The organism is Streptomyces sp. NPDC048650, from assembly GCF_043199095.1.
Lineage (GTDB): Bacteria > Actinomycetota > Actinomycetes > Streptomycetales > Streptomycetaceae > Streptomyces.
Map to the genome: position 1 here is coordinate 83,503 of NZ_JBICVM010000019.1, position 22,376 is coordinate 105,878.

Below are 22,376 nucleotides of genomic sequence, written 5' to 3' on the forward strand. Positions count from 1 at the left end.
CCGACGACAATCACTCTTATCGTCGGCTACCCATGGGTAACTCAGCGATCCGTGTGAGCTCGTTCACGGCCGCGCCCGGTGCGCCCGGACGGGCTCGTTTGCGCCCTTGCGTACACACGTTCGAGAGAGCAGGGTTCCAGGGCACCACAGCACGTCATCAGCCCCCTTCACTGGAAGTGAGCGAGGACGAACATGGCCAACCGAGAACCGTCCAGCAGCGCCGGCGAGTCCGGACTCTTGATCGCCGTCGAGCAACTGGCCCGCGTGCAGGACCGCTTCGATACCCAGGAGTCCGACCCGACCGGGACTTCCGCCGGGGACGACGGAGACAACCGCGACGGCCTGAATCACCCAGAGGCGTAGGCGCCGCTTCATCCGTACCTGGGCCCGCCGCGGTCTGCGGCGGGCCCGCCTCTCACGATTCCCGGAGGCCATGTGCAGCACCAGCTTGTTCACGCCATCGAGTCCGCTCTCGGTTGGGACGGCCCAGCGCCCATGGGCTCCGCGTTCACCAGAGGCAGCATCCCTGCCCCGACCCTCCTCCCGCGGCTGATGAACCCGACCCGGCTTCTTGACACCGTGATGCGACGCGGCCTGTCGCATCCCCAGTTCCGGGCGTTCCAGGACGGGCATGAGCTTCACCCTGGCGAATACTTCACCGACACCGTCACCCGCCGCGGTCAGGGCGTCCGCTTCGCGAACATGACGCGCCTTGGGGCGCTGATGCGCGAGGGCTGCACTCTGGTCCTCGACGAACTCGACTTCTTCGACCCCACCCTTGAGGTCGCCTGCCGGGCGCTGCAGTGGTGGTCTCGCGAGCTCGTCCAGGTCAACGCGTACCTCACGACCCAGGACGCAGCTGGGTTCGCGTTGCACTGGGACGACCATGACGTGGTGATCCTTCAAATTGCCGGTGAGAAGTCGTGGGACGTGCGTGGCGTGTCCCGACCGGTGCCGATGTATCGGGACGCCGCACCGAACAACGACGCGCCGGAACAGTCCATTTGGCGGGGCACGCTCAAGGCCGGGGACGTCATGCACATACCCCGAGGCCACTGGCACCAGGCCACCCGCACCGACAGCGGCGACGGGTACAGCCTGCACTTAACGTTCGGGTTCGTGAAGCGCACGGGAGTGAACTGGCTGACATGGCTGGCCGACCAGTGCCGGCGCGAGGAGGCGTTCCGCACGGACCTGGACCGGTGGGGCACGGCTGAGGGGAAGACCGAGCAGACCGCCGCACTCGCGTCCGCCACCACCCGGCTGGCCGACGAGTTCCCTCCGGCCGCCTTCCTCGCGACCCGCGAGCAGGAGCGCACGGCCGCCCGGCACGTGCAGACCTCCGGCCTCTTCGGGCCGCCGACCGCCGTGGCTTGCGTTACCGAGTTCCCGCCGCTCGTCGAACCGGAAGGCGAACACGTCACTGTCTCCGCGACGGGCAAGCGCCTCACCTTTCACGGCAAGACACTGCCCGCGCTACGCCTATTCCTGTCCGGCGCGCCAGTGGAGATCAAGCAGGCAGGCATCGAGACCGGCATCGACGCGGGGGAACTCGCCAACATCCTGATCCGGGAGGGGCTGTGCGCGGAGCTGACCGACGAATTGTTCTCGGGCTATACCGGACTCGTCCCTCCCGTGCCGTCCTCGAACGGGCTCTAGAGGTCGGCATCACCGCAGTCGATACGGCCTACAACTACAGCCGCTACGAGGGGCACCGGGCGCTCGTGGATGAGGCAGGCGAACTCCTGGACCGCTTCGAGGTGTCGACCAAGGTGGGTTACTTTCCTGACGGCCACGACCTCGACCCGGACCGGTTGCGGGCCGCCGTAGCCGAGACAGGGGAGACCCTCGGCCGGGTGCCCGACACGGTGTTCCTGCACAACCCCGAGCACGATCCAGGACGGTTCGCGGTTGCGTGCGAGACGCTCGCCGCCTGCCAGGCCGCGGGCCTTTGCCTAGCCTGGGGGGTCGCCACGTGGAACCCGCTGCCCCTGGCGCCGGTCGCGGCCGGGGTGCCCGTACAGCCAGATGTGGTCATGGTGCGCGCCGGCCTGGCCGCCCCCGGCCAAGTCCTCGACGCCGCCGAGAACCTGGCCCACGAGCTAAGTAGCAGGGCGATGTGGGGTATGGCACCCTTTGCGGGCAACCCGTCAGATCCGGTCTGGTCTGGCCTCGACACCGGCTTGTTCCTCGAACCAGGGCAGCCAGCTGTATCGAGCGTCCAGGCCAGACTGGCAGCAGCATTCGCCGTCCCCTCCGTTAGCAGGATCGCCGTGGGCACTACCCAGCCGGACCACCTCGCCGAGCTCGCCGCCGCTACCCGCATCGCGACCAGCACGGAAATGGTTCACGCCTACCGCACACTGCTTTGGGAACGGGCCGGACACGGAAAGGAACCCGCCCGTGCAGCCCACCATGGATGACCTGTCGACCATCGGCCACGAGGACGTCCTGGCCGAAGCTGAGAAGCGCACCGGCCGCGACTTCGACCGTGGCCGTGCCCACTACTCCCAGTACAACGGGACGGCCGGGTTCCCGACGTCGGCGGGCACGTGGGTGCGGCTGGCGTGGGCGCGGCCCGGCGCGTTCAGCGCGCAATCCTGGACGGGGCTGGAGGCATCCGTCGCAATCGGGGGAGTGCCGCGACCGAACTGGTTCGCGGGCTCAATGTGGCACGACGAGGGCCGGGGGGTCGTCTGGCGGGTCGATGAGATGAGCCTCGCCACCGCCCCAGCACTCTCGCCGACCGGCACCGTCGACCGCGATCCGGACCTGACAGACGCATGGTGGGCCGACCTTCATACGGCGCTTGGGAACCTGGCCCGGCACGAGACGAGCCGGGTGTGCGTCCAGCAGGGCCACCTCTCCAAGCGGATCGGGGAGGTGTACGGCGACCAAGTCGACACGACAGTGACGGAATGGACGTGCGCACACGGCGACGTCGGATACGCCAACCTCACCGCCGCCCCCCTCACCCTGCTCGATTGGGAGGACTGGGGGCTGGCGCCTACCGGCTGGGACGCCGCCTGTCTGTGGTCAGCCTCGCTACCGGTCCCCACCCTGTCCGCACGCGTCCTCAACGAGTTCGCCGACGTCCTCAACACTCGAACCGGTCAACTATCGCGGCTGATCCTGTGCGCGAACGTGGCGCGGGCGTACCGGCGAACGGGAAGGGTAGGCCCGCTGACCGGCGCCATGGAGGCTGCGGCCTCCGAACTGCTGGCCTCCCTGAGCTCAACGCCGTGAGGCGGCCTGCCACAGTGACCTGCGCCGATACTTCTGGGCGTAACAGATCTGGCCATCTGACGTAAGTGACCGTGAGGGCTTGCCCCTCGATCACCTACCGAGGAGATGCCCCTCCATGAGCACCACGTTCGACGTGCCCACAGCTGTGGACACGCTCACCCCATGGGTGGAATGGGAGCAGGTCTATATCCGGCTCCAGCCCCATGCTGCCGAGGCCCTAGCCCTCGCCGCCGGGTTCCCGATCTTCCCGGCACCGCTGCCGAACACCACGGTCAAGGTCCGCAGCGAGGTTCCATGCCCGGCCTGCGGCTACGGCCGGCTGTCGCGATCTTGGCGCATGGAAGCACGCGCCCTCGTCGCGGGATCGGGCTGCTGGGGCAAGCACGTATTCGTCATGGAGCCGCCCCTGCCCTTCCTGCAGCAGGAGGACGAGGCGTGACCGCGCTGGCCGTCGAGACGGCAGCCCCGATCTGGGCCGGGCGGGTCATCGTGCGCGCGGCAGGCAGGGTGGCCCTGCACGTCGCCGTGGACGGAGCCCAGGTGCCCGAAGCGATCATGTTTACGGTGCCGGTGGAGTGTCAGCCGGAGGCCAAGTCCGCGCCAGGCGTGCGCCCTTGGGTCGGACCTGTCGACGAACAGCGCCTGTGCGCCCCATGCCTGCGGGTACTGCGTGGCGAGCCCGAGCCGGAACAGGCCCGCCAGGTGGTCACGCGCGTGACTGAGGTCCTGCCGGAGCTCGAACCGGACCACCAACGGCGCCACTTGTGTGCGATTCCGAACCTGCCGACGTACACCGCGCCGAGTCTGCCGGCCGAGTATGGTGGGCGGCTGATCCGCTGGTCGGAGTGGATCGAGGCGCCGAAGCTGTCGCACTACTCGTCGCCGTGCGGCTGGTGCGACGACGCTGGGCCGCGCGTGATGGCCGGTGGCCGTCAGGGCAACCCGCTGCGCAAGGACAATCCACTGCGCTGGCTCGTCGCCTACCGCTGCTCGTACTGCCAGGAGATGCGTGTGTACGAGCAAACCGGAGCGGCCGGCCTGAAGCCGATAGCTAACTTCAAGCCCAAGTCCCCCAAGGGAGCCCGCGCGTGAGCACCACCATCGCCGAGTCTGTGAAGCTGCTGGACAAGGTCGCGTTGATCGCCTGCGGCCGAAGGGCGGGCAAGACCGCCTCGTGCGCGGCGTGCGCGCGCAAGGCTCCGGCCCTGCTGAACATCGCCGCCACGGGCGCCCTGGATGCCCTTGCGGCGGCTATCTGCGGTTCGCACAGCAGCGCCTGCCAGGACTGCCATACAAAGGCCGAGACGATCATCGACGAGACCGTGGAAGTGCCATGCGTCGCCTGAGCGGGGAGATCGGACCGCAGGCGGCGCGGACCCGCGTTCTGGGCGAGCTGCTGCCGCTGGAGGGCTGGCTCAATGTCGAACTGCACTGCCACCTTGACGAGGTTGGCCCCTCCGACCGGCACCCCGACCTGGCGCAGGTCCTGCTGTCAGTGCCGCCGCCCGAGGAAACAGGCCGCGTCGACCACCGGGCGGAAGCCCTCACCAACTACATCATCCGCACCCTGGAGCTGGGCGCCGACATCGAGGAGCTGGAGCGCGACAACCCCGCGAAGGCCGCCGAGTACCAATACCTCGCGGAGACCCTGGTGCCGTGGCTCGTCGCCGCCCCACGGTGGGAACTGAAGGGAGCGTGGGATCGCGGGTACGAGGCGGGGCGTAGGCGCGCTGACCAGGCCAATGTGACCGCTCCGCCGACTGAGGGATGTGGCACCTGTCACAGCCTGACCGAGGGTCCCAGCAAAGGAAGCCCTTCGGCGTTCCTGCGAATCCACTCCCATCCCGCCGCCGGGCATGAAACCGTCGAACAGAGCAGCTGTGAAGCGTAAGGGAGGCCCTGGGTTGAGAACTGTCGTAGACCAACTCCGTAAATGGCAGGCCATGGGTGGGCCAGCGCTGTGGGTGCAGGCGTGGGACCGCACTCTGCGCATGGTTGAGGGGCCGCTCAACGGCTACGCGATCGTCGTCGACGGAGTGGTGGTGGCTGAAGGTGCTGCCGGACTCGCCACGGCGTACTACGTTCTGGCCGCCGAGCGCGGTGTTGAACCTGACGCAGTTACCCGCGAGGAGGTCGAAGCCCTCTACGCTGCTGGCGTTTCGGTCGAGGAACGCCGGGTCGCCTGGGAGGAACACCTCACGGCCATCGGCCATGACATATCCGACGGTGGCGACCCGGTGGTGCGCCTGTGGTCTGAGATAGCTCACAACCACCGCACGCCTGAAGGCAACTACGACGACACCTTCGACTCCTCCATGACCCGCTGGGGGCCGGGCTATCTCGCCGGGTTGGAGAAACTCCGCGGCCGCTTCGCAGTCACCCTCTGACGGGGCCCTGGATGCAGCCCTTCAAGTTCCAGCACGGAGCGGAGACATGGCAGGCCGACAGCGTCCTACACGTCTACGCCCCGTCGATCTTGCCGACCTTCGCCACCACCCCTTGCTCGCCCTCATCTCCGAGGCGAACAAGTCACTGGCCGACGCCGGGTTCCCTGTGTGCCCTGTTGAGCCGCAGTGGCTCCACATCACCATCGACCAAGTCACGGGGCGCACTGCGTCCCAGGTGCCGACCGAGGAGCGCCGAGCCCTGGTGGACGCCCTACGAGAGCGCATGGCGGACGTCGCACCGTTGGAACTGACCGTCGGTTCGCTCCTCAGCTACCACTCCGGCGTCATCGCTGATCTCCATCCCGATGGCAGCCTGGCCGAGTTGCATGCCACCATCCGGCACACCATCCGCGCCATCTGCGGCGAGGAAGCCGCCCGATACCCGTGGGGCGTCCAACACCTGACGGCCGCCTATGCCTACGACCATGCCGACTCCGATGCAGCACTGTTGGTGGTCAGTTCAGGTTCCCCACTCACGGCCACTTGGTGGGGAGTCATCTGGCCGCAGATGTCACGAAGAGCAGTCGCCGACAGCCGACAGTTCGGTAATGCTCGCAGAGGGGTGCTCCTCGATTTGCCCCTCCCATCGACGTGGGGGGCGATCCTGGAGGCCAGGCGTTGCCGAGGAGTCGACGAAGCTGTTGAAGCGACATCCGAGCATGCTGGCGCCGACGGCCGGCGGGGCCAGGGATGTACTGGCAGCGACCGTCTCCCGAGTAGCAGACGATTCTGCTAAGGCTCGTTCATGTGCCTCGCAGCCATTGGCTTTGTTCACGACTCGCGTCAGCAGTTGTTCACCGTTGCGGGAGGCACCTGCACTGCAGTTATGTCGATGTTCACGGCTGTGAGCAGCAGCCCGGACCACGGCCCTGACACTCGGCAATGATGTCGCCGCTACGGGCCACCTGCCCCCGTAGCCAGCGCCTTGCCCTGTCCCTCCAGAAGCGGTCAGACGGCCCATCTCTCCTATGGCACCCGAGCTGCTGCTCAGAGCCGTGAACATTCGACGTGGGCCAGAAACCACAGCGCCTCCCGAACTGCTGTCAAAACGCTGCTCACTGTCGCGTACGGAGCCACAGTCATGGGTGCGGAGTTCACTGCGCGGGTGCTGTTTTCCCGTTTCTCAGTGCGCCGTGAGGCCGTTAGGGATCATGATCTAGCGCGGCCGACGCGCTAACGGGCCCACAGAGCCCGGAATCTGAGGAGAGGTGGGTATCGCGATGAGCACCGACCAGAACGCAACGAGGATCATGGGCTCGGACGGCAGCAAGGTGGCGATCCGCAACAGCAGCACACTGATCATCGGCCTGGAGGGGAACCCCACCACAGGCTACGCGTGGTCTGTCGACAAGGTCGATTCCGCAGTACTCACGCTGGACGGCAGCAGCTACGAGGGCAATGCCAACACGACGCAGCAGGTGAGGGTCGGCGGGGTCTTCAACTTCACCTTCACTGCGAAGGCGGCGGGAACCGCGGCCGTATCCTTCGTCTACCGGCGCCCCTGGGAGCAGTCCGTGCAGTCGTTTCAGTCCTGCACCGTCACCGTCACCGTGGACTGACAGACAGGGCAGGGTGATCCCGTAGATCCTTCAGCCTGCCTCGACCAGAGCATCCTGCGCATGCGGCCTCCGCTTCGCACCTGGCACCAGAGCCGTCACGGATCCATCGCCCGTAGCCGGTTTCATCGCCTCGCTGGCCTGACGAGTCCGAGGCGGCAACTGGCCGGGCCGGGAGGTGCTGGCCGGACAGCTGGCCACAAGCCCACCAGCTGGCGACAGCGGTCACCGAGCGTTACATCCACAAATGGCCGTCCGTGGGGAATTCCCGGTGGCCGCTGTCACAGCACAGCGACCGCTGCGCCGCATCCGGCCCAGCCACGCCCCCTCCATATCTCCGCTGTCCACCTCGTCGACGTCACCGCCGAGACCAGCAGGCAGTCAAAGACCATCACATGGGAAGACCTGGAAAAGATCCCCCTTGGCGGATAGGCCGGACATGGCATGATCATTCGCTATGGGGAGATTCGCGTGGGGGAGGACCGCGGTGGGCGTGCTGCTCGCGGCCGCGGTGATGGGAACAAGCGCGTGCGGCGGCGACGCCGAGGCGCAGAAGAAGCCGACCGCGAAGCCGAAGGCTCCGGCCGTCGCCGTGGCGACGAAGGCGTTCCAGGGTGCCGTCACCGGCTTCGACACCAGCGACGGCTGCCCGAAGGCGGAGGGCGAGTGCTGGGACAAGATGAAGGCTGTTGCCGAGCCCGCCAAGGTGTTGCGGAAGGCGATGAACGCCGACAAGAAGACCGGCCCAGCCTTCTGGCGGGAGGCGTACGTCCTGCTCGACAAGATCGAGGAGGGGATGGCCGTCGGCGAGGATAGGCTCACTAACAGGCCGGACGTCCTCGGGTCCGCGCACGACCTGTCCAACTGGCTCGACGAGAACCCCGTCCAGTAAGCGACGCGAACGAGTGGCGATGCCGCCCTTGGCCAGGCTCGGGGGCGGTCCTCTGTGAAGCGCATCATGTGCGAGACGGGCCTGGACAAGGTGCCGGCCATCGGTCGCTGATGGCGCTCGGGCACCGGATGGGGGCAGGGCCAAGGGCGGCCATCGCGGCGGCCGGGCAGGTTCCCTTCAGCGCCCGCAGTGCGGGCAGCGGCGACTGCGTACTCCGCGGGTGCCGATGTCTATTCCGTCCTCCCGCATCCGCGTCAGGTGGAGGCTTGCGGTGGAGGGGGAGATGCCGACGGCTTCTGCGAGTTCACGCACGGATGGTTCCTCGCCGTATTCGGCGATCCACGCACGTTGCCTGCGTAGAAGGTCACTGCGCCGCTCAGCGGCAGGCTTCCATGCGGAGCGCGTCACGAGCCCGCCTCTGCCTGAGCGCGGGCGATTTCTTTGAGGGCCACCCGGGCGGCCGGCGTCCCGGCAGGCGTCTCCCAGAAGGGATGCCCCGTGACGCGGCGGGACAGGTCCAGTAGCCGACGGCGCGCAGCTGTCTGTGACCCGGCCGGGGCGACGGCCAGTTCGTCGTACGTCAGGTACCAAGCGGTCTGATCCTTTAGAAGGTCCTGGGGGAAGCGGGCACAGTCCATACTCTGAATAGACCACATGTTCGAATTTCAAGGCAAAGCCTCGGCTCGTCGGAGTGTCCTGTTCCCTCGAAGCTGTCCCGTGACGGCGAACCTTGAGCGCGTGCCATCGAACTTTGAGTGAACCCGCCTCCGCAGGTTGTGGACTACCGCTCAACTCGACGTGCGGTCAGCCAGGAGCGACTAACTTGGACCGTCGAGCAGGAGGGGACCGATGGACGCTGCCTGGATCGGCGTAGGTGGAACAGCAATGGGTGCTCTTATCGCCGGGGGCATCGCGGTAGCTCTCCAGAGGCGCAGTGAAAGGGCTGAGGCAGCGCGAACAGCGGATGTCAAACGAATTGAGGCCGTGACCTTGATCGGCGGCGTCCGGGCCGCTGCGCAGGAGTGGCTTACCTATCTCATGCACGTCACGACGGACGCCTCCGCTGGCCGGTTTGCGGAGCTCACGGAGTTCGACGAAAAGTCGGCCGAGCTGCGGCAACAGGTCCATCAGGCGATGGCCAGCGTCAGCCACCTGGGGCCGGAGGACCTGTTCTACAGTCGCTTCGCTGCCACGATGCGCTCCATCGAAGCTGAGGTGCGAAGCATCATCAGTAGCCGATCGAGCCACCAAGCCCATGACGTCATAGTGCGCACAGACTCATTCGGGGCCCTCTTCTCTATGCGGCAGACAGTCACGACACAGATGATCAATGACGTCCTCAATGGACGCTGGATCACCGGCACTGGCTGACCTGGGTCGCGTCAGGCCACCCCAAAGAGCTGGCCGCTCAAGGTATCGATGGCACGCGCTCAAGGTTCCCTGTCACCGGACAGAAGCTTGGAGGACCGCCCCGGCGGCCTTTCGCGTTGCCGCAGGAGAGGCGATTCGATATCCGTTGGTGACGGTTGTACTCCGTGGGGATGAGCTGGGGTGGGTGCAAGTTCGGTCTTTGGTACGACGGTGTGGAGTCAACTGTTCCGTTTAACTTTGTACGTATTCGCCCGCCCCCGACGAGGACTCCGATGCGCCAATTCCATGGTGTCCACCCGGACTACCTGCTCGCCGCCGTCTCCCCTGCCGCTATTGAGGCGCCTGCTGCGCACCGTGCCACGGGCCGGTGGCCGGCATCCGACTTCGGGGCGCGTGGCCTCGCCTCGCAAGCGGCGCTCCGGGGGCTCCTCGACAAGCACCCGTGCTTGGCCGACCCGGACACCGTCGTAGCGGTGTTCTCCGCTGCGGACACCGAGGATGCCGGCAGAGTCATGGTGTGCGCGGAGGCCGTTGCTTCGTGCCCGTGCGGCCACGAGTCTCCCGTCCCAGCGTGATCAGGCCGCGTTCTGGCCGCTGGCGCACAGGGGGCAATCCACATCGCTCTCATTGAGGTCCGCGCAGACAACGCAATCCTGTTCGCTGTCCCCGGCGAACGACGTGTCGCCCAGTTCGAGCCCGCACAGCGACTGGTTCGGGTCGCAGCAGTAGTAGTGCGCGATCGTGTTGCCCACCGCCGCGGTCGGGGCCGCCGCGGGGAGTTCGCCGCGGACGCGCGCAACGACGGTTCGGGTGGCCTGATCGAGGGCTGTGAGGAACGGGTCCGCCATGGATGAGGACGCTACCGCAGTCGCCTGCGGCAGCGGCCCGTAGCCCGGCGGAGAGCGAGAAGCCCGCTACCCTCTGGCTCCATGGAGATCCCGGAGCCCACCGGGCCGCCGTACATCAATCCGGACCGTGAAGAGAAGCCGCCGGTCTGCGGGATCTGTCCGGCCCAGCAGTATCCGCGGAAGCAGTTCGTGGTCTACAGCAGGCCGTCCGGGGAGTGTCCGTTCAATCCGGTGAACGGGCACCGCTACACGCTCGACGGGGGCATTCCGGCCTGCGTGCACCCAGACAAGGTTGGCCTGGAGCCGGACAGGGTTGCTCCGCCACCGAAGGCGGAGCCGGAGCAGAGGGATGCGCCAAGCCGCCGGGGCCGGTGGAGGTTTCCGTGGCGCACTCGGTGACGCTCGCACATCGTGGCGTGGCCCACTATGCGGCGGACAGAGCGAGAAGCACCATCGCGACCACTGCGAAGGCGAGGCACGCCTTCGCAGACCGAGAGGTGATCAGGTGGCGATCCCGGTAGGCGGCGTCGGTCTGGTCGACCTGCGCGACCCCGTCTTCGTAACGGGCCCGCATCCGGTCTTGATGGATGTGGGCGCGGCGCCTGCTGGAGATGAGCGCGTGAATCATGAACGCGAAGCTGGCCGCGCTGCAGCACAGCGAGAGCCTGACCATCATCGTGCATCCACGTGCAGCGGTTGCTCAGTGCTCATCTGCCTGAATCTACCGGTTGCTCGGCGCGGCAGGAGCCTCGGCCGAGAGGCAGGCCCGGCAGACCGGTTCGGCCTTCGGCCCTCCGTAGCGGACCGTCAGACCACGGCAGCGCGTGCACGGGCCGACTCGTCGTGGCTCGCACCCCAGAATGATCGCCGCCGATGCTGTGTCCATCGTCGGGTCCAGGCGTCTCGGGGCATCCTCGGGCATGTTTTCGAATCTACTCAATGTGGCTTGTTTCTTCAGTTGAGGAGGCCGCGGCGGCGCGGCTTGTTCAGGGGCTCCGGCTCGTACAGGGCGAGGAGCACTGCCTCCGCCCGGTCCGGGCTCTTCATGCCGCGCCCCTTCATGGCCTTCTTCGACTCGATCTGGGTGTAGCCGCTCGTCGTCGACAGCAGCTTCGGGGTAGACAGCTGTGCGGCGGCCTTCTTGTCGACGTGGAACCGCAGCCGACCGCGGCCGGAGGAGGGGTCCGGCTGGAGGAGGCTCCGAGTCGCCAGCCACATCTCGTCGCGCTTGCGCCACGGCCGCATGACGGTGCCCGGGTCGTCCTGGCTCGGCGACTCCGACACCATGACGCCGACGATCTGGGCGCGGTGCCGGCCGGTCTCTGCCCAGCGTTGGAGCATCGACACGACTCCGTGCCCGATGCCGTTCTGGTCGACCTTGACGCGCACAGGGTGCGGGGAGTTCAGTGCGTTGGCGAGGCGCTGCGCAGCGTGGATCTCTTCCAAGACCACCTCGGCGACGGACACTTGGTTGTCGTTCGCGGCGCCGGCGGACGCGTGCCGGAATTCGACTGCGTCACCGACGACCCTGTAGACAGTGAACTCGTCGCCGCCATCGGCCGCGACGTCGACACCCAACCGGACCCAGGCGCCTTCACGGACGGTGTGCTGGGCAGTTTCGCCTTCCAGGCCGAGGTCGCACAGGCGGTGCCAGCCGTCGCCAGTCGGATCCTCGTACGACATGGCGGCCTCGACCCAGCTCGGCGGGACGACGATGCCGCCGCCGCCCTTCGGGAACCTCGCGTAGACCTTGGCGATCACGTAGGGGTGATCTTCCCCGTACGACCGGATGGTGCGGTCCACCCAGTCCTGGTCCGGCATGTGGTCGGCGAGGGAGTGCCGGACGACGCCCGCCGGGCAGTCGGTGCAGTACGGGGCCAACTCGCCCGTGATCGCCGGGGAATCGAGGGAGGAGATCGGGATGGTGAAGGTCGTCGGCTCGCTCGGGTCCTCACCCTCGATGCACAGCTCCTCGAACCACGAGGCGGGATCGTCCATCGCGGGGTTGCCGATGGCGAGCATCGCCGCATGCCCGCCGGTGAGCAGGTTGTTGGTGCCGTGGCCGATCATGGGGGCGATACCGCCCGCCTCGTCGACGATCAGCAGGAGATGGGGCATGTGGATGCCCTGCATCGCCGCCTCATCGTTGGCCGGGGCGGAGAACCCGTAGGCGGCTACGAAGTCGTTGCCGTACGGGTCGGGCATCTTGTACTGGACGGTGTCGCAGTAGCCCGGCAGGCCGGCACGCGGCACGATCTTGCGGATGTGCGGCCAGAGCTGCCGCTGCACCTGGCGAAACCTCGTTGCCGTGGTGATGCACAGTGCGGTGCCGACCGGATACACGTTGGTGAACCAGACCGCGGCGCGCGCGGCCAAGTGCGTCTTGCCGACGCCGAATCCCGCAGGGACGGCGGTGCGCTTGTGGCCGACGAGCGAGTCGAGAACAGCGCGCTGCTTGCTCCACAGGCTCTCGCCGAGGACGTCTTCGACGAATCCGCTGGGCGAGTCTCGCCACAGGCCGTATAGGGAGCCGGTTGCCCGTTCGACCTCCGTCATGATGACGGCCCGTTCGCGGGCGGTGAAATGCTCCTTGAAGGCGTTGCGGCGCTCGGTGGGCGTCAGGCGAAGGAGGATGTCGGCGACGTTCGCAGCGTCGCGGGAAACGACACCGGGTCGGGCGTGCTGCAGCTTGGAAGCCGAGGGGGCCACGCGGGTGCGTGTCGGCTGCTCAGGCTGCGTGCGGGACATGATCGGGACGGTGCCGCTCGGGTGGGCTTTATGTCGCGGTCTGGCCGGTGCCCATGCCCAGGCACCCGGCCAGACCGCGGGTTCCGGCGCGCTGTGTGATGACGACCGCGCTGTGCGCTTCGCACGCCGGAAGCCTCGCTCAAGGCCCGCGCGGATCCGGGGGGGAGGGGAGCCGCGCGGGCCTCGGCATCTATAAGTACGTCGAGCGGCGCGATCCTGTTACACCTCTACGACGCCGGGCGCATCGATGGCAGGGAAACGGTTGTCGAGGGCGCACAAGAGCGCCTGGTGCTCCTCGTTGGCGCGGCGTACGGCTTCGACGATGATCGCGGCCTCGGCGATGGCGACGGCGCGCTCGTCGGCGCTGAGCCTGTACCAGGGCGTGGCCTCGTGGCCGCCCGCTGCCAGGACCTCACGGCGGGCCTCGTAGTAGTGGCGGGCGAGGGACAGAGCGCTGGGCATGGGCGTCATGTTGGAGAGAACGCCGCCCCGCCCGATTCTGTGACAGCCGGACGCCGCCATCTGGCCGTCTCCGGCTACTTCCCGGCGGTGACCTGCTCGTCTGTGGCCGTGACCGTGGCGGGCTTCCCGTCTTGGAGCTGCTGCAGACGCTTCAGTGTCGCGGCGAGCATGGCCTGTGCGCCTGATGGGTCACCTGCGGTGCCGCCATCGATCTTCACGCGGATGTTGACCTTGCCCGAGCGGCTGAACCCGTAGACGCTGTCCTCGCTGACGCCGGGGTTGATCACGAGGGTGCTCTCCTCGCCCACCGGCGGTTTGGTGGACTGTTCCTTGCTCGCCTCGGTGCCCTTCCACTTCGTGTAGGCGTTGTGTGCGTCCTTGGCCGTATCAAAGAGGCAGATGTTCACGAAGGCCATGTTCCTCGTGGACCCGTTGTATTCGTACGAGGTGTCGCCGCCCCGGACCCACCCCTTCGGAGAGGAGTCGGCTTCCGTGGTGTTGCAATACTCCCCGTCCGTCACGTCCTTGTCGCCGTGCAGGGCCCATCCGGGAAGCGTCTCGCCGTCGCCCAACAGTGCCTGGGTGATGGCCGCCTGGGCGAGGTCCTTCGTGATCGGCTTCGGGGCCGGGGAAGAGACCGGCTTGTCGCCGTCCGGCCCGCCGGCGGCGGAGCTCGGCTTGTCGCCGCTGGAGGAGCAGGCGGTGAGCGCGGCCATTCCGACGAGGGCCGTGGCAAGGGCGATGCGTACGCGTGACATGAGCGCAGCCTATCCAGCCGTGATCATGAGCCGGCAGGGCCCGATGACGCCAGGCAGGCCCCTTGGCAAGGAGGCCGACGGTGCCTGAGCGAAGCGAGGGCACCGTAACTACTTGATTGTCATGCTTGATGTTCCTACTAAAGGGGCCTGATCTGCCGGAACCCGTTACACCGGAAGCCGGATTCACCGGCGCCGGATTTTCAGGCCCCGGTCACCGGCGACTGAAAACCCGGCCCCGGTGCTGCTTCGGGGCCGGGTCGAGGGACTTGCTGGTCAGTGGCCGCGGCGCCGCTTCGCCGCGTTCTTCAAGTCGCGGGCATACTTCGGAGTGATATCCCCCAGCTCGGCGATCCGGTCCGTGGACCACTCGTACGGCTCCTCCGTCAGCACGAGCGCGGAGTCCTGCAGGAACGGCATCGCGGCCTTCCTGCGCGCGGTCGCCACAGACACCGTCGCGGACAGGGACGGCAGCCGGTCAGCGGCGTCCGCGATGTGCGGCACGCCGGCCTCCTCCGCGGCCGCCTGGCGCTGCTCGGCAGTCATCCGGGTGTTGGGGTCGCCTCCGGGATTGATGGTCGCCTTCTTGTGGCCGCGCAGGGCGATGCGGCGCATCTCGGAGTACGCGTTGGGCAGGATACCGAGGACCTTGTCCAGGCCGCGGACGCCGTCGTAGAACCACAGCGACAGGGCGGCCTGGTTGCGCTCCTCGGCGTGCGCGGCGACCTCTAGGTCGGCCTGCTGCACGATCTCGCAGGCCCGCTTGAACCGGTCGTCGGGACGAGCGATGGCGCCCAGTTCGTCCTTGACCTGGCGCTCGGCCTCGGCTCGGAGGTTTTTGTGCGCGGGGATCGTGAGGTTGTGGTGCGGAGTGGGCATGACTGGCCTCCGGGGCTGGGCACCACACTGGTGCCGGCGAAGGCTGGGGCAACCCCATGCCGAACGAACCCAGAAATAGTACAGCGCAGGGCGCCGCCTTGTCATGGCGACCACCGTGCACCCCTCCTGAGCAGGACAAACCCAAAGCGCCCGAGCAGGAGCAACCGCCCTTCGACGTCATGTGCAATACCTGGATCGCAGGGGTGAGGGACGTTAGTGAAGGCGATCCGTCCCACCGCTGCGCGCGGGACGGCACTGCGGCGCAGCACCCCGAGCCCGGCCAGGCTCCTCATCGCCACCACAGCAGCCGCTCCAGTCCGCGGCGGTGGCGGGGAAGCGGCTGGAACTCCTCGCTCTCCCTCGCCCACGGGTCGCTCTTGCGGGCCTTGTACTCGGCGCGGGAGCACAGCGTGAACACGGCCCAGGTGCGGCGCCCGAGCGTGATGGCGGGCCCGCCGACGCCGTACGGCTTCACGGTGTGGCTGTAGGTGTAGCCGATCGCGAACCAGATGCCGGGCGTCTTCGTAATCCAGGTGCCGGCCGTCCACCGGCCGAAGTCGACGAACCCGGGGGCCGTGCGCTTCATCGTCCCGCCTCCACACCCATGCTCAGCGCGCCGTCCTGGGTGAGCCAGTAAAGACCGCCGCCGGGGTAGAGGACGCGCACCTCGTTGGGGAGCTGCGGGCGGCGCACCTTCCACCCGGCCGCGTACGAGTCCCGCGGGTTGTCCTCGAACCACAGGTTGCACGTTGTGCAGACCAGCAGCAGGTTCGGCGGCTGGTTGATCCACTGCTCGCGGGCGCCGCCCATGCCCCTGTTGACGCGGTGGTGGACTGTCAGCCGGTCCACGGAGCCGCAGCGGACGCAGCGTCCGCCGTCACGCTGGTAGACGAGTTCGCGGACTGCGTCCGTGGGACCGGTGCGCCTTCTGGCCACGAGCGGTCTCCGTCCTGCCCGGCCGCCGGGCCGCAGAGTGCGACCGCGGGAAGGCGGCGGGGCGAGGACGGGACGATGCACACCAGCAGACGCTTACGTCCTGCCCTGTGGCTCCGGGGCCGGCGGCCGCGCTTCGAGGATCTGCGCCACCTCGGCCATGGTCGCCAGGAGCGCCGCGGCATCGGGGACCGTGGCAGACGAGACGATCACCTCGCCGTGCCCGAGCCTGCCGAGGACGAACTCGAACTGGGAGTGGGTCGACTCGCACTCGTAGACGTAGGTGCCCGGCGGGGCGTCGCACAGCGGCCCGTCGGCGTAGTCGAGGTAGGGAAACCGGATCTCGTCGACGGCACGCGCGATCATCTCGTTGGGGACCTGGCCGAACTCGACGTTGGCGCGGCCCTCGTCGTCGACGCAGACCCTTCCCCCGCCGAGCCCGTCCTGTTCGTACTCCAAACGGATGTCGTTGCAGCCGACGTACCGAGGCCGGTCGGCGAGCGAGGGGAAGGCGGCCTTCAGTGCAGCTACGGCCGCGGCCTGTGTCCTGTTCCAGCTCAGTTCCCAGGCGTCGATGGCCTGGAGGACTGCGGGTTGCATGTGGTGCTCCGTTCGTTCACCGGGCACCAGCCGAAGGGGCGGGTGCCGGCAGGAAGTGCAACGGGGCAGCATCCCGGCCGAGCGGTCTAGCGTCGAGCTCAGGACGGGGCGGTCTCCGGTCGGCTCAACCGAGATTGCCGGGCTGCCGAATCCAGTTCGGCAGCCGGGCAGTGTTCGACCGTGCGCTGGTCAGCATCTCCTCGGCCTCGCCGAGAACCTTCGTGAGCTGGCCGATGTGCTCGGCGTTGAGGTTCAGGCGGGCCTCCAGCAGGATCATGAAGGCGCGCGAGGTATCCGCGAGTGCTTTGATCAGCGGGTCGGCCTGGGGAGCCTGCTCGCGGATCTCGCGAAGCGCTCTGGCCATGTCACCGACCTGCCAGTACCAGAACAGCGGCATGGCCTCCAGGCGGTCGTCGCCCTCCTCGACCGCGGCCGTCAGCAGCATGTTGAGCGACGCCCGTTCTTGCACGGCGCCGGTCTTCGCGAGGTCGGCCTGCGCCTTCTGGGCGGTCTTGGCCGCACGGGCATAGGCCGCGGTGGCCAGTGCTGCCTTCATGAAGGGCTCCGTGACGGAAGGGCCCTGCGGCGTGTACTTGCTGGGCGTTCCGCCAAGAGTCTTCACGATCTTGGCGAGGTCCATTGTGCTCGGGACCTTCGTGGGGTCGGAGGGGGCGCTCATGTTGCTCAGCGTAGGAGTGCAACGCTCCACCGCCTGCCGCGGACACACCCAGCTTGGCAAGGGTGTCTGCGGCAGGCCGGGGGTCAGCCAGTGTCGCCGAAGAGGCCCTCGTTCCCGCCGGCGCCTCCCGTGCGGCCGTCGGGCGGGGTAGACGGCTGTGGAGTCGGGCCGCCGGAGCCACCGCCGCTCTGGCACTCGAAGTCGTAGAGCAGGCAGCTCGGCTCCGAGGTCGGCCCAGTGGTCGGCTCGGAGGGCTGGGAGGTCGGCGGGCGGGACGGTTTGGGATCGGGGGCTGTGCTACCACCGAAGACGGCTAGCGAGGCGATCACGGCACCGACGATGACGAGGACGGCGCCGACGACGAGGCCGACAGTGCGGCGGGAGGGCGCGGGAGTGCTCACGGGGCTTCCTTCCGTACAGGGGATGGGAAGCCCGGACGGTGACCGTTTGGCAGGGCTTATGTCGCCTGGTGAGCACCGGCGCTCAACTGTCCTGCCGAACACACGCCTCACTCGGTCGACTGGCGCCCCGTACGGTTGGGTAGCGTGCTGGTCGCAAGGTGCGGCCCAGATGATGGAGGGGTGGGCGTGGAGAGCTTCTTCTCCCCGAAGCGAACGTGGGCAGACGGCCCGTATCTGCACTTCGTAGCCATCCTGGATGACCCGAAGTACCAAGAGTTCATCCAGGCACATCACGACCTGCTGTCCGAGTACGACGACCGTGTCGGGATCGTGCCGGCCCAGTGGCTGCACTGGACTGTGCAGGGCATCCGCCACCGTCTGACGCGGGACCAGGTGGAGCGCGCGGTGGAAGCCGTCCGCAAGGAAGTCGCCTGGAACGCGTCGCGGATGACCGTCCAGATGGGACCGGTGTGGCCGGGGCCCAGCGCCGTCACAGTCGCGATGTACCCCGAGGAGCAGCCCGCTTCCCTCAACACCCTGGTCCGTAAAGCCGTGTCGACGGTGAAGGACATTCAACTGCGGGCGGCCGGGGACCGGCACTGGCCGCACTCCACGGCGGCCTACTTTCGCACCGGAGACGTGCACGACGCCGAGTTTAACCGCCGCTTGCGCGGCATCCGCCCTGCACGCGTCGAGATCAGCGTCAGCCGACTGCACGCCGTGTATATGCGGCAGGACGTCGACCGCGGCTACTACACGTGGGATCACCTCGCGGCACTGCCAGTGTGCGGCACCCCGAATCTGACGGTTCGCGAGCGCCTGGACGAGCTGGCCCTGCAGTCGGACAGGGAAGGTGGCGAGCTGTGGCGTGACGCGTGGTACCGGGCGCGTGCTGTGGTCTCACCCGCGCTCGGCCACGAGGTGATCAGCACGACGGGCTACCCGACCACCTCCGGTGAGGAATACGTGGACGGTGCCAGCTCCTTGGCCATCGGCTTCTACCTCCTGGCACGCGAACGCTCGGTGCCCGTCTCCGACGTCAATCGACAGGACATCGAGGAACTGGCCGGATCCCGGCGCGATATCGGGCTGACGGAGCGGTGGACCGACCGACTAGAGGCCCTCGGGCACACGAAGGACGAGGCCGACGATCCCGTCATGGTGCGCTGGCGTGCGCTGTGCCACGAGTACCCGGAGCCCGACCCGGACCACCCCGACGCCAGCACGTACCGCGTCGGACAGGCAGGCGAGACCGGGCTGCACGTTCTACTGTCGCAGCACAACCGGGGAACCATCCGCTTCTGAACCTCGCCGCACTACGGCCAGAGTGGCGCTCAAGAACCGGGCTGCGCCACGATGCTGCGATGAACGAGGAGCCGCTGGAGGAGTGGGCGCGGCGGCGTGAGGAGCGCCGGGCCCTGTCGAAGGGGAAGCTGCGGGCGGTGCCGCTCACGGGCGGCCCGAATCGTGGGGCACACGTCGAGCCGGACGCGCCACGCGTGATCCAGGAGTGGGACGGCACTCAGTGGGTGACCGTCGGGCTCGTCGATGACCTGGCTGCCGCGAAGGCCCTGTTGCACCCGCCGCAGCCAGTCGAGGAGAAGCCCGCCGAGTGGGACCGGCCAGCCTTGGGCAAGGGCCGCGGCCGGCATCGGAAGCCGTCCCCTGCGGAAGAACGTGACGCCTGATGCTCGTGTGATCGTTGTGGACAGAGCGACCAGTCGGGTAGACAGGCGTTCGACGCACTGCGCACGAGGGGGAGAGCATGCCCGACCGGAAGTTGCCTCGGGTCGAACGAGAGATGGCCTGGCACGCGCATCTTGTGCTTGCGACCCGCACACCGTTCCTCAGCACCACGCCGGGGGCTGATCCGGACTGCCTCGTCGGGGAGTCCCTGTACGACAGCAGGGCGGTGCACAGCGCGCTGCACAGGCTGGCCGTGAGCGTCACCCCCGAGTCGCCCCTTGCCCCAGCCCTCCTGCCCGCTGTGGTGGCCGCCGGGCGGCTCCTGTCGCTGCGCTCCTCCTGGATCGACTACTGCAACGAGCGGTTCTCCCTCGACCCGTTGGCGCAGGACGTCACGAGCGAGATGTCTCGGCAGTACGTGGCTGGCGACGTGGTGCACGCCTGGCCTGACTTCGATCAAGGGAAGGCCGCGTACGAGGAGGCGGAAGCGGCGCTGATGGCTTTTCAGCCTGTGCTGGCCCGGTTCTGTGGCGTCGATTCTGGATCCACAAGCGCCGTCACGAAGGGCGGCTCGGCGCACCCCTGGCTGCGGATGGTGTCAGGCATCCGGGGCAAGCGGTGAGTTGGGGCTGGGCGCTCGTTGGCGTCATCGTCGCCCTGGTCGTGGCGGTCCTGGGCGCAGGGTTCCTGCGCGGGATGGTCCAGGGCGCGAAGGAAGGGGCCCGGCGAGACCTGTTTACGTTCGGCGGCGTGCAACAGACCACCGACATGCTGGCGAAGTTGAGCACGACCGCCGCGCACTCCTTCGTGCCGCCTGGCGCGGACGGCCGCAGTCACCCGTTCGGGTGGCTGTGGTGGCGTTCGCACGTCAACGCGGAGGGGAAGGCCGAGCACGACAGGGGGTGGGCACTGGCCTACCGCCGCGCACGGAAGGCCGCAGGGCTGCCGTTGACCTGGAAGGCTGCTGCGGGCGAGCTCATCATTTCCCCCGGCCGGACCGAGCCGGCACTCACCGATCGCATCAACCCGGAGCACGACCAGCAGAGTTGACCGCGCGCGGCACCTACCTCCTTACCAGGGACGGGGGCTTGACCGCAGGGGCCTTCGGGGCGGGCATCTTCGGCTTGGCCGCGGACAGGGCCTTGGGCATCGACCGGTTCTTCGAGGCACCCCCCGGCGCAGCCGGGCGAGCGTCGTCGCCGGCCACGCGTTGCCGTCCGGTCCCGTAGAGGACACACGGTCGGCCGCCGCCGGACGGAACGAGGTCACCACCCTTGGAGCGCACGACGTGACAGGCGGGCGTGTCGTCGCAGTCGGAGGAACAGCCGGTCAAGAGCAGAGCGGCCGCCGCGACGGTGGCGACGGCAGCCGAGGCGGGGCGCAGCGTGTGGAGTCGGGCGGTGAGGGTGTTCACTAACGGGCCTTCCAGTTGCTGGGCAGTCGGTCGGTCGCGCATCCTGGGCGGGCCGTACGCCTTGCGTCGCGCGCTGGGCGGCTGGCCCGGCCTCCAGGGCGGGAGGCCGGGCGGCACGGTCACACTGCTAGGTCGTACTCGGCCCACAGGTCGTCGTAGTGGTAGAGGCCGGTGAGGTAGTCCCGGACCCGTGGCTCCCAGTCGATGCCGTGGATCGCGGCGAGGACGAAGGCGGCGACGACTGGGCAGACGACATCTCCGGCCTGCTGGAACTGTGATGAGCGGGAGCCCTGCCATGGGTAGGTGGCGCGGAAGGAGACGAGGGTCCCGGCCTCTGCGGGGGTGAGCCGAAGTCCATCACGTTCGCGGACCCAGGTGCGGGTCTTGCCGGTGAGGCACCAGGACGGCTTGTCGGCGGAGTAGCAATTACCGCCCTTCGCACGGCCGGTAGCCGGGTCGACGGGCCGGTTGCCTCGGGTATTGATCCGCTCGCCCTCGTCCCAGCCGAGCGCTTCGGCCATGGTCGTGACTGGCAGGGACGCGGCAGGCGGCGCGATGGCCACCCACTTGTGGCGGGTGGCGACCATGAAGGTCCGCTTGCGTCGGGAGGCGACGCCGAGGTCTGCGGCCTCCAGAACGGCCCAGGAGGTACGGAACCAGTCGGCGCACCCGAACTCGATCGAGAGGTCTTCCAGGACGCCTTCAGGCAGGTTGCTGGACTGCTCCATGGCCATCCACTCGATCGGCGCGCCTGCCGTCTGGAGGCCGAGCGGCCAGATGACGACCTCGGCCATCAGGCCAATACGCGGGTCGGTGAGGCCGTCGAGCATTGCGCGGACCTCGGCCCAAGTGGCGCCGGAGCGCGGGGCGTAGCCCTCGTGGTAGCCGTATTCGGCACACAAGCGGCAGTCGCCTTCGAGGTTGGGGTACAGCTCGTCGCAGCACACCTCGTCGAGGCGGATGAACCCGGCCGCTTCACCGACGTAGGCGATGGTCTCGCACAGAATCTCGATGTTCGCCTTGAGGAGTCCGGCGCGCTTGCCTGCCGTAGAGAAGCTGGGGCATGGGGGGCTGATGATGACGCCGCGCGTGCCGCGCAGTGCCAGGTGCTCGGGGTCGAGCTTGGCGATGTCGGCGCAGACGCGCACTTGTCCGGCGGCGCGGGCGGTCGCGCATGCGTCCTCGTCGATGTCGACGCCGACGACGTCGAAGCGTGTGACCCCAAGGACCGTCTTCAGTCCCTCTCCCCAGCCGCCCGGACCAGCGCACAGTTCAACAACGCGCTCCGGTTCGCCTTCCTCCCAGGGGAGCAGCCAACGGCCGGGCCATGGCGCGGCGATCTCGTCGAGCTCGGCCATGACGTGGGTGGGTATCGGGGCGCCGGTCCCCTTGTGGGCGAGCGCGGTGGTGACGACGCTCTGTTCTGCTGCGGTCAGCTCGGGCACTGGGTTGTCTCTTT

Annotated in this window: 32 protein-coding genes; 18 read left to right on the top strand and 14 right to left on the bottom strand. The window is 68.1% G+C overall.

Annotated elements, in window-relative coordinates; all coding sequences use genetic code 11:
• The first annotated feature begins 192 nt into the window (after positions 1-192).
• From ACGFML_RS34445 to ACGFML_RS34500, 12 genes are all read left to right on the top strand, one after another.
• Complete coding sequence (locus ACGFML_RS34445) at positions 193-363, top strand: hypothetical protein (RefSeq protein WP_393549597.1); 171 nt, start codon at positions 193-195, stop codon at positions 361-363.
• Positions 364-435: 72 nt separating this feature from the next.
• Complete coding sequence (locus tag ACGFML_RS34450) at positions 436-1,659, top strand: JmjC domain-containing protein (RefSeq protein ID WP_393549598.1); 1,224 nt, start codon at positions 436-438, stop codon at positions 1,657-1,659.
• A complete protein-coding gene (locus tag ACGFML_RS34455) occupies positions 1,581-2,423 on the top strand; it encodes an aldo/keto reductase (RefSeq protein ID WP_393549599.1) in 843 nt (280 codons plus the stop codon). The genes ACGFML_RS34450 and ACGFML_RS34455 overlap by 79 nt, the downstream gene beginning before the upstream one ends.
• Positions 2,404-3,246: an aminoglycoside phosphotransferase gene (locus ACGFML_RS34460; protein WP_393549600.1), complete on the top strand. Its 843-nt coding sequence runs from the start codon at positions 2,404-2,406 to the stop codon at positions 3,244-3,246. The genes ACGFML_RS34455 and ACGFML_RS34460 overlap by 20 nt, the downstream gene beginning before the upstream one ends.
• Positions 3,247-3,361: 115 nt before the next feature.
• Positions 3,362-3,685 carry a hypothetical protein gene (locus ACGFML_RS34465; protein ID WP_393549601.1) on the top strand — a complete coding sequence of 108 codons (324 nt, stop codon included), beginning with the start codon at positions 3,362-3,364 and terminating at the stop codon, positions 3,683-3,685.
• The gene (locus ACGFML_RS34470) at positions 3,682-4,338 is read left to right on the top strand and encodes a hypothetical protein (RefSeq protein WP_393549602.1); all 657 of its coding nucleotides are present in this window, start codon (positions 3,682-3,684) and stop codon (positions 4,336-4,338) included. The genes ACGFML_RS34465 and ACGFML_RS34470 overlap by 4 nt, the downstream gene beginning before the upstream one ends.
• Positions 4,335-4,592 carry a hypothetical protein gene (locus tag ACGFML_RS34475; protein ID WP_393549603.1) on the top strand — a complete coding sequence of 86 codons (258 nt, stop codon included), beginning with the start codon at positions 4,335-4,337 and terminating at the stop codon, positions 4,590-4,592. The genes ACGFML_RS34470 and ACGFML_RS34475 overlap by 4 nt, the downstream gene beginning before the upstream one ends.
• Positions 4,580-5,137, top strand: coding sequence for a hypothetical protein (locus ACGFML_RS34480; RefSeq protein WP_393549604.1), 558 nt, complete (start codon positions 4,580-4,582; stop codon positions 5,135-5,137). Before ACGFML_RS34475 ends, ACGFML_RS34480 begins: the two co-directional genes overlap by 13 nt.
• Before the next feature lie 13 nt (positions 5,138-5,150).
• A complete protein-coding gene (locus ACGFML_RS34485) occupies positions 5,151-5,633 on the top strand; it encodes a hypothetical protein (RefSeq protein WP_393549605.1) in 483 nt (160 codons plus the stop codon).
• 46 nt (positions 5,634-5,679) lie between these two features.
• Positions 5,680-6,429, top strand: coding sequence for a 2'-5' RNA ligase family protein (locus ACGFML_RS34490; protein ID WP_393549606.1), 750 nt, complete (start codon positions 5,680-5,682; stop codon positions 6,427-6,429).
• Between the two features lie 484 nt (positions 6,430-6,913).
• Positions 6,914-7,252, top strand: coding sequence for a protease inhibitor I42 family protein (locus tag ACGFML_RS34495; protein ID WP_393549607.1), 339 nt, complete (start codon positions 6,914-6,916; stop codon positions 7,250-7,252).
• A 454-nt stretch (positions 7,253-7,706) separates the two neighbouring features.
• The gene (locus ACGFML_RS34500) at positions 7,707-8,141 is read left to right on the top strand and encodes a hypothetical protein (RefSeq protein ID WP_393549608.1); all 435 of its coding nucleotides are present in this window, start codon (positions 7,707-7,709) and stop codon (positions 8,139-8,141) included.
• 177 nt (positions 8,142-8,318) lie between these two features.
• Here the strand turns inward: ACGFML_RS34500 and ACGFML_RS34505 are convergent, their stop codons facing one another.
• Positions 8,319-8,795, bottom strand: a complete 477-nt coding sequence (locus ACGFML_RS34505) for a LexA family protein (protein WP_393549656.1) — start codon at positions 8,793-8,795, stop codon at positions 8,319-8,321.
• 195 nt (positions 8,796-8,990) lie between these two features.
• On the opposite strand from ACGFML_RS34505, the gene ACGFML_RS34510 reads away from it, so the two are divergent.
• Complete coding sequence (locus tag ACGFML_RS34510) at positions 8,991-9,512, top strand: hypothetical protein (protein WP_393549609.1); 522 nt, start codon at positions 8,991-8,993, stop codon at positions 9,510-9,512.
• 575 nt (positions 9,513-10,087) lie between these two features.
• Here ACGFML_RS34510 and ACGFML_RS34515 read toward each other — a convergent pair.
• Entirely contained in the window at positions 10,088-10,360 is a 273-nt protein-coding gene (locus ACGFML_RS34515) for a hypothetical protein (protein WP_393549610.1), read from the bottom strand.
• An 81-nt stretch (positions 10,361-10,441) separates the two neighbouring features.
• Here ACGFML_RS34515 and ACGFML_RS34520 point away from each other — a divergent pair, with 81 nt between their 5' ends.
• Positions 10,442-10,759, top strand: coding sequence for a hypothetical protein (locus ACGFML_RS34520; RefSeq protein ID WP_393549611.1), 318 nt, complete (start codon positions 10,442-10,444; stop codon positions 10,757-10,759).
• A gap of 25 nt (positions 10,760-10,784) precedes the next feature.
• Here ACGFML_RS34520 and ACGFML_RS34525 read toward each other — a convergent pair whose 3' ends face one another.
• From ACGFML_RS34525 to ACGFML_RS34570, 10 genes are all read right to left on the bottom strand, one after another.
• On the bottom strand, positions 10,785-10,988 hold the full coding sequence (locus ACGFML_RS34525; RefSeq protein ID WP_393549612.1) for a hypothetical protein: 204 nt from the start codon (positions 10,986-10,988) through the stop codon (positions 10,785-10,787).
• Positions 10,989-11,314: 326 nt separating this feature from the next.
• Entirely contained in the window at positions 11,315-13,108 is a 1,794-nt protein-coding gene (locus tag ACGFML_RS34530) for a hypothetical protein (protein WP_393549613.1), read from the bottom strand.
• 219 nt (positions 13,109-13,327) lie between these two features.
• A complete protein-coding gene (locus tag ACGFML_RS34535; RefSeq protein ID WP_393549614.1) occupies positions 13,328-13,570 on the bottom strand; it encodes a hypothetical protein in 243 nt (80 codons plus the stop codon).
• A gap of 74 nt (positions 13,571-13,644) precedes the next feature.
• The gene (locus ACGFML_RS34540; protein WP_393549615.1) at positions 13,645-14,328 is read right to left on the bottom strand and encodes a hypothetical protein; all 684 of its coding nucleotides are present in this window, start codon (positions 14,326-14,328) and stop codon (positions 13,645-13,647) included.
• Positions 14,329-14,601: 273 nt separating this feature from the next.
• Positions 14,602-15,204 (bottom strand): hypothetical protein, encoded by a 603-nt coding sequence (locus ACGFML_RS34545; protein ID WP_393549616.1) that lies wholly within the window; start codon positions 15,202-15,204, stop codon positions 14,602-14,604.
• A gap of 289 nt (positions 15,205-15,493) precedes the next feature.
• The gene (locus ACGFML_RS34550) at positions 15,494-15,790 is read right to left on the bottom strand and encodes a hypothetical protein (protein WP_393549617.1); all 297 of its coding nucleotides are present in this window, start codon (positions 15,788-15,790) and stop codon (positions 15,494-15,496) included.
• Positions 15,787-16,140 (bottom strand): HNH endonuclease, encoded by a 354-nt coding sequence (locus ACGFML_RS34555; protein ID WP_393549618.1) that lies wholly within the window; start codon positions 16,138-16,140, stop codon positions 15,787-15,789. The genes ACGFML_RS34550 and ACGFML_RS34555 overlap by 4 nt, the downstream gene beginning before the upstream one ends.
• 93 nt (positions 16,141-16,233) lie before the next feature.
• Positions 16,234-16,737 carry a hypothetical protein gene (locus tag ACGFML_RS34560; RefSeq protein ID WP_393549619.1) on the bottom strand — a complete coding sequence of 168 codons (504 nt, stop codon included), beginning with the start codon at positions 16,735-16,737 and terminating at the stop codon, positions 16,234-16,236.
• Positions 16,738-16,861: 124 nt separating this feature from the next.
• A complete protein-coding gene (locus ACGFML_RS34565) occupies positions 16,862-17,377 on the bottom strand; it encodes a hypothetical protein (protein ID WP_393549620.1) in 516 nt (171 codons plus the stop codon).
• Positions 17,378-17,499: 122 nt separating this feature from the next.
• Positions 17,500-17,817 carry a hypothetical protein gene (locus ACGFML_RS34570; protein ID WP_393549621.1) on the bottom strand — a complete coding sequence of 106 codons (318 nt, stop codon included), beginning with the start codon at positions 17,815-17,817 and terminating at the stop codon, positions 17,500-17,502.
• Positions 17,818-18,003: 186 nt separating this feature from the next.
• On the opposite strand from ACGFML_RS34570, the gene ACGFML_RS34575 reads away from it, so the two are divergent.
• The 4 genes from ACGFML_RS34575 (at position 18,004) to ACGFML_RS34590 (ending at position 20,553) form a co-directional block, all read left to right on the top strand.
• Positions 18,004-19,122: a hypothetical protein gene (locus ACGFML_RS34575; protein WP_393549622.1), complete on the top strand. Its 1,119-nt coding sequence runs from the start codon at positions 18,004-18,006 to the stop codon at positions 19,120-19,122.
• 59 nt (positions 19,123-19,181) lie between these two features.
• Entirely contained in the window at positions 19,182-19,505 is a 324-nt protein-coding gene (locus ACGFML_RS34580) for a DUF6087 family protein (protein WP_393549623.1), read from the top strand.
• 77 nt (positions 19,506-19,582) lie between these two features.
• Positions 19,583-20,125: a hypothetical protein gene (locus ACGFML_RS34585; RefSeq protein ID WP_393549624.1), complete on the top strand. Its 543-nt coding sequence runs from the start codon at positions 19,583-19,585 to the stop codon at positions 20,123-20,125.
• A gap of 128 nt (positions 20,126-20,253) precedes the next feature.
• Complete coding sequence (locus ACGFML_RS34590) at positions 20,254-20,553, top strand: hypothetical protein (RefSeq protein WP_393549625.1); 300 nt, start codon at positions 20,254-20,256, stop codon at positions 20,551-20,553.
• Positions 20,554-20,566: 13 nt separating this feature from the next.
• Here ACGFML_RS34590 and ACGFML_RS34595 read toward each other — a convergent pair whose 3' ends face one another.
• Both ACGFML_RS34595 and ACGFML_RS34600 read right to left on the bottom strand, forming a co-directional pair.
• Complete coding sequence (locus ACGFML_RS34595) at positions 20,567-20,917, bottom strand: hypothetical protein (protein ID WP_393549626.1); 351 nt, start codon at positions 20,915-20,917, stop codon at positions 20,567-20,569.
• A 119-nt stretch (positions 20,918-21,036) separates the two neighbouring features.
• The gene (locus ACGFML_RS34600; protein WP_393549627.1) at positions 21,037-22,362 is read right to left on the bottom strand and encodes a DNA cytosine methyltransferase; all 1,326 of its coding nucleotides are present in this window, start codon (positions 22,360-22,362) and stop codon (positions 21,037-21,039) included.
• Positions 22,363-22,376: the final 14 nt, after the last annotated feature.

What these genes read in the sequence shown, in the direction of transcription:
- ACGFML_RS34540 (WP_393549615.1), bottom strand. Translation starts at nt 14,328, where the DNA reads ATGTCACGCGTACGCATCGCCCTTGCCACGGCCCTCGTCGGAATGGCC.
- ACGFML_RS34490 (WP_393549606.1), top strand. Translation starts at nt 5,680, where the DNA reads ATGGCAGGCCGACAGCGTCCTACACGTCTACGCCCCGTCGATCTTGCC.
- ACGFML_RS34495 (WP_393549607.1), top strand. Translation starts at nt 6,914, where the DNA reads ATGAGCACCGACCAGAACGCAACGAGGATCATGGGCTCGGACGGCAGC.
- ACGFML_RS34510 (WP_393549609.1), top strand. Translation starts at nt 8,991, where the DNA reads ATGGACGCTGCCTGGATCGGCGTAGGTGGAACAGCAATGGGTGCTCTT.
- ACGFML_RS34515 (WP_393549610.1), bottom strand. Translation starts at nt 10,360, where the DNA reads ATGGCGGACCCGTTCCTCACAGCCCTCGATCAGGCCACCCGAACCGTC.
- ACGFML_RS34535 (WP_393549614.1), bottom strand. Translation starts at nt 13,570, where the DNA reads ATGCCCAGCGCTCTGTCCCTCGCCCGCCACTACTACGAGGCCCGCCGT.
- ACGFML_RS34545 (WP_393549616.1), bottom strand. Translation starts at nt 15,204, where the DNA reads ATGCCCACTCCGCACCACAACCTCACGATCCCCGCGCACAAAAACCTC.
- ACGFML_RS34565 (WP_393549620.1), bottom strand. Translation starts at nt 17,377, where the DNA reads ATGGACCTCGCCAAGATCGTGAAGACTCTTGGCGGAACGCCCAGCAAG.
- ACGFML_RS34465 (WP_393549601.1), top strand. Translation starts at nt 3,362, where the DNA reads ATGAGCACCACGTTCGACGTGCCCACAGCTGTGGACACGCTCACCCCA.
- ACGFML_RS34480 (WP_393549604.1), top strand. Translation starts at nt 4,580, where the DNA reads ATGCGTCGCCTGAGCGGGGAGATCGGACCGCAGGCGGCGCGGACCCGC.
- ACGFML_RS34585 (WP_393549624.1), top strand. Translation starts at nt 19,583, where the DNA reads ATGCCCGACCGGAAGTTGCCTCGGGTCGAACGAGAGATGGCCTGGCAC.
- ACGFML_RS34525 (WP_393549612.1), bottom strand. Translation starts at nt 10,988, where the DNA reads ATGATTCACGCGCTCATCTCCAGCAGGCGCCGCGCCCACATCCATCAA.
- ACGFML_RS34500 (WP_393549608.1), top strand. Translation starts at nt 7,707, where the DNA reads ATGGGGAGATTCGCGTGGGGGAGGACCGCGGTGGGCGTGCTGCTCGCG.
- ACGFML_RS34530 (WP_393549613.1), bottom strand. Translation starts at nt 13,108, where the DNA reads ATGTCCCGCACGCAGCCTGAGCAGCCGACACGCACCCGCGTGGCCCCC.
- ACGFML_RS34550 (WP_393549617.1), bottom strand. Translation starts at nt 15,790, where the DNA reads ATGAAGCGCACGGCCCCCGGGTTCGTCGACTTCGGCCGGTGGACGGCC.
- ACGFML_RS34445 (WP_393549597.1), top strand. Translation starts at nt 193, where the DNA reads ATGGCCAACCGAGAACCGTCCAGCAGCGCCGGCGAGTCCGGACTCTTG.
- ACGFML_RS34580 (WP_393549623.1), top strand. Translation starts at nt 19,182, where the DNA reads ATGAACGAGGAGCCGCTGGAGGAGTGGGCGCGGCGGCGTGAGGAGCGC.
- ACGFML_RS34520 (WP_393549611.1), top strand. Translation starts at nt 10,442, where the DNA reads ATGGAGATCCCGGAGCCCACCGGGCCGCCGTACATCAATCCGGACCGT.
- ACGFML_RS34560 (WP_393549619.1), bottom strand. Translation starts at nt 16,737, where the DNA reads ATGCAACCCGCAGTCCTCCAGGCCATCGACGCCTGGGAACTGAGCTGG.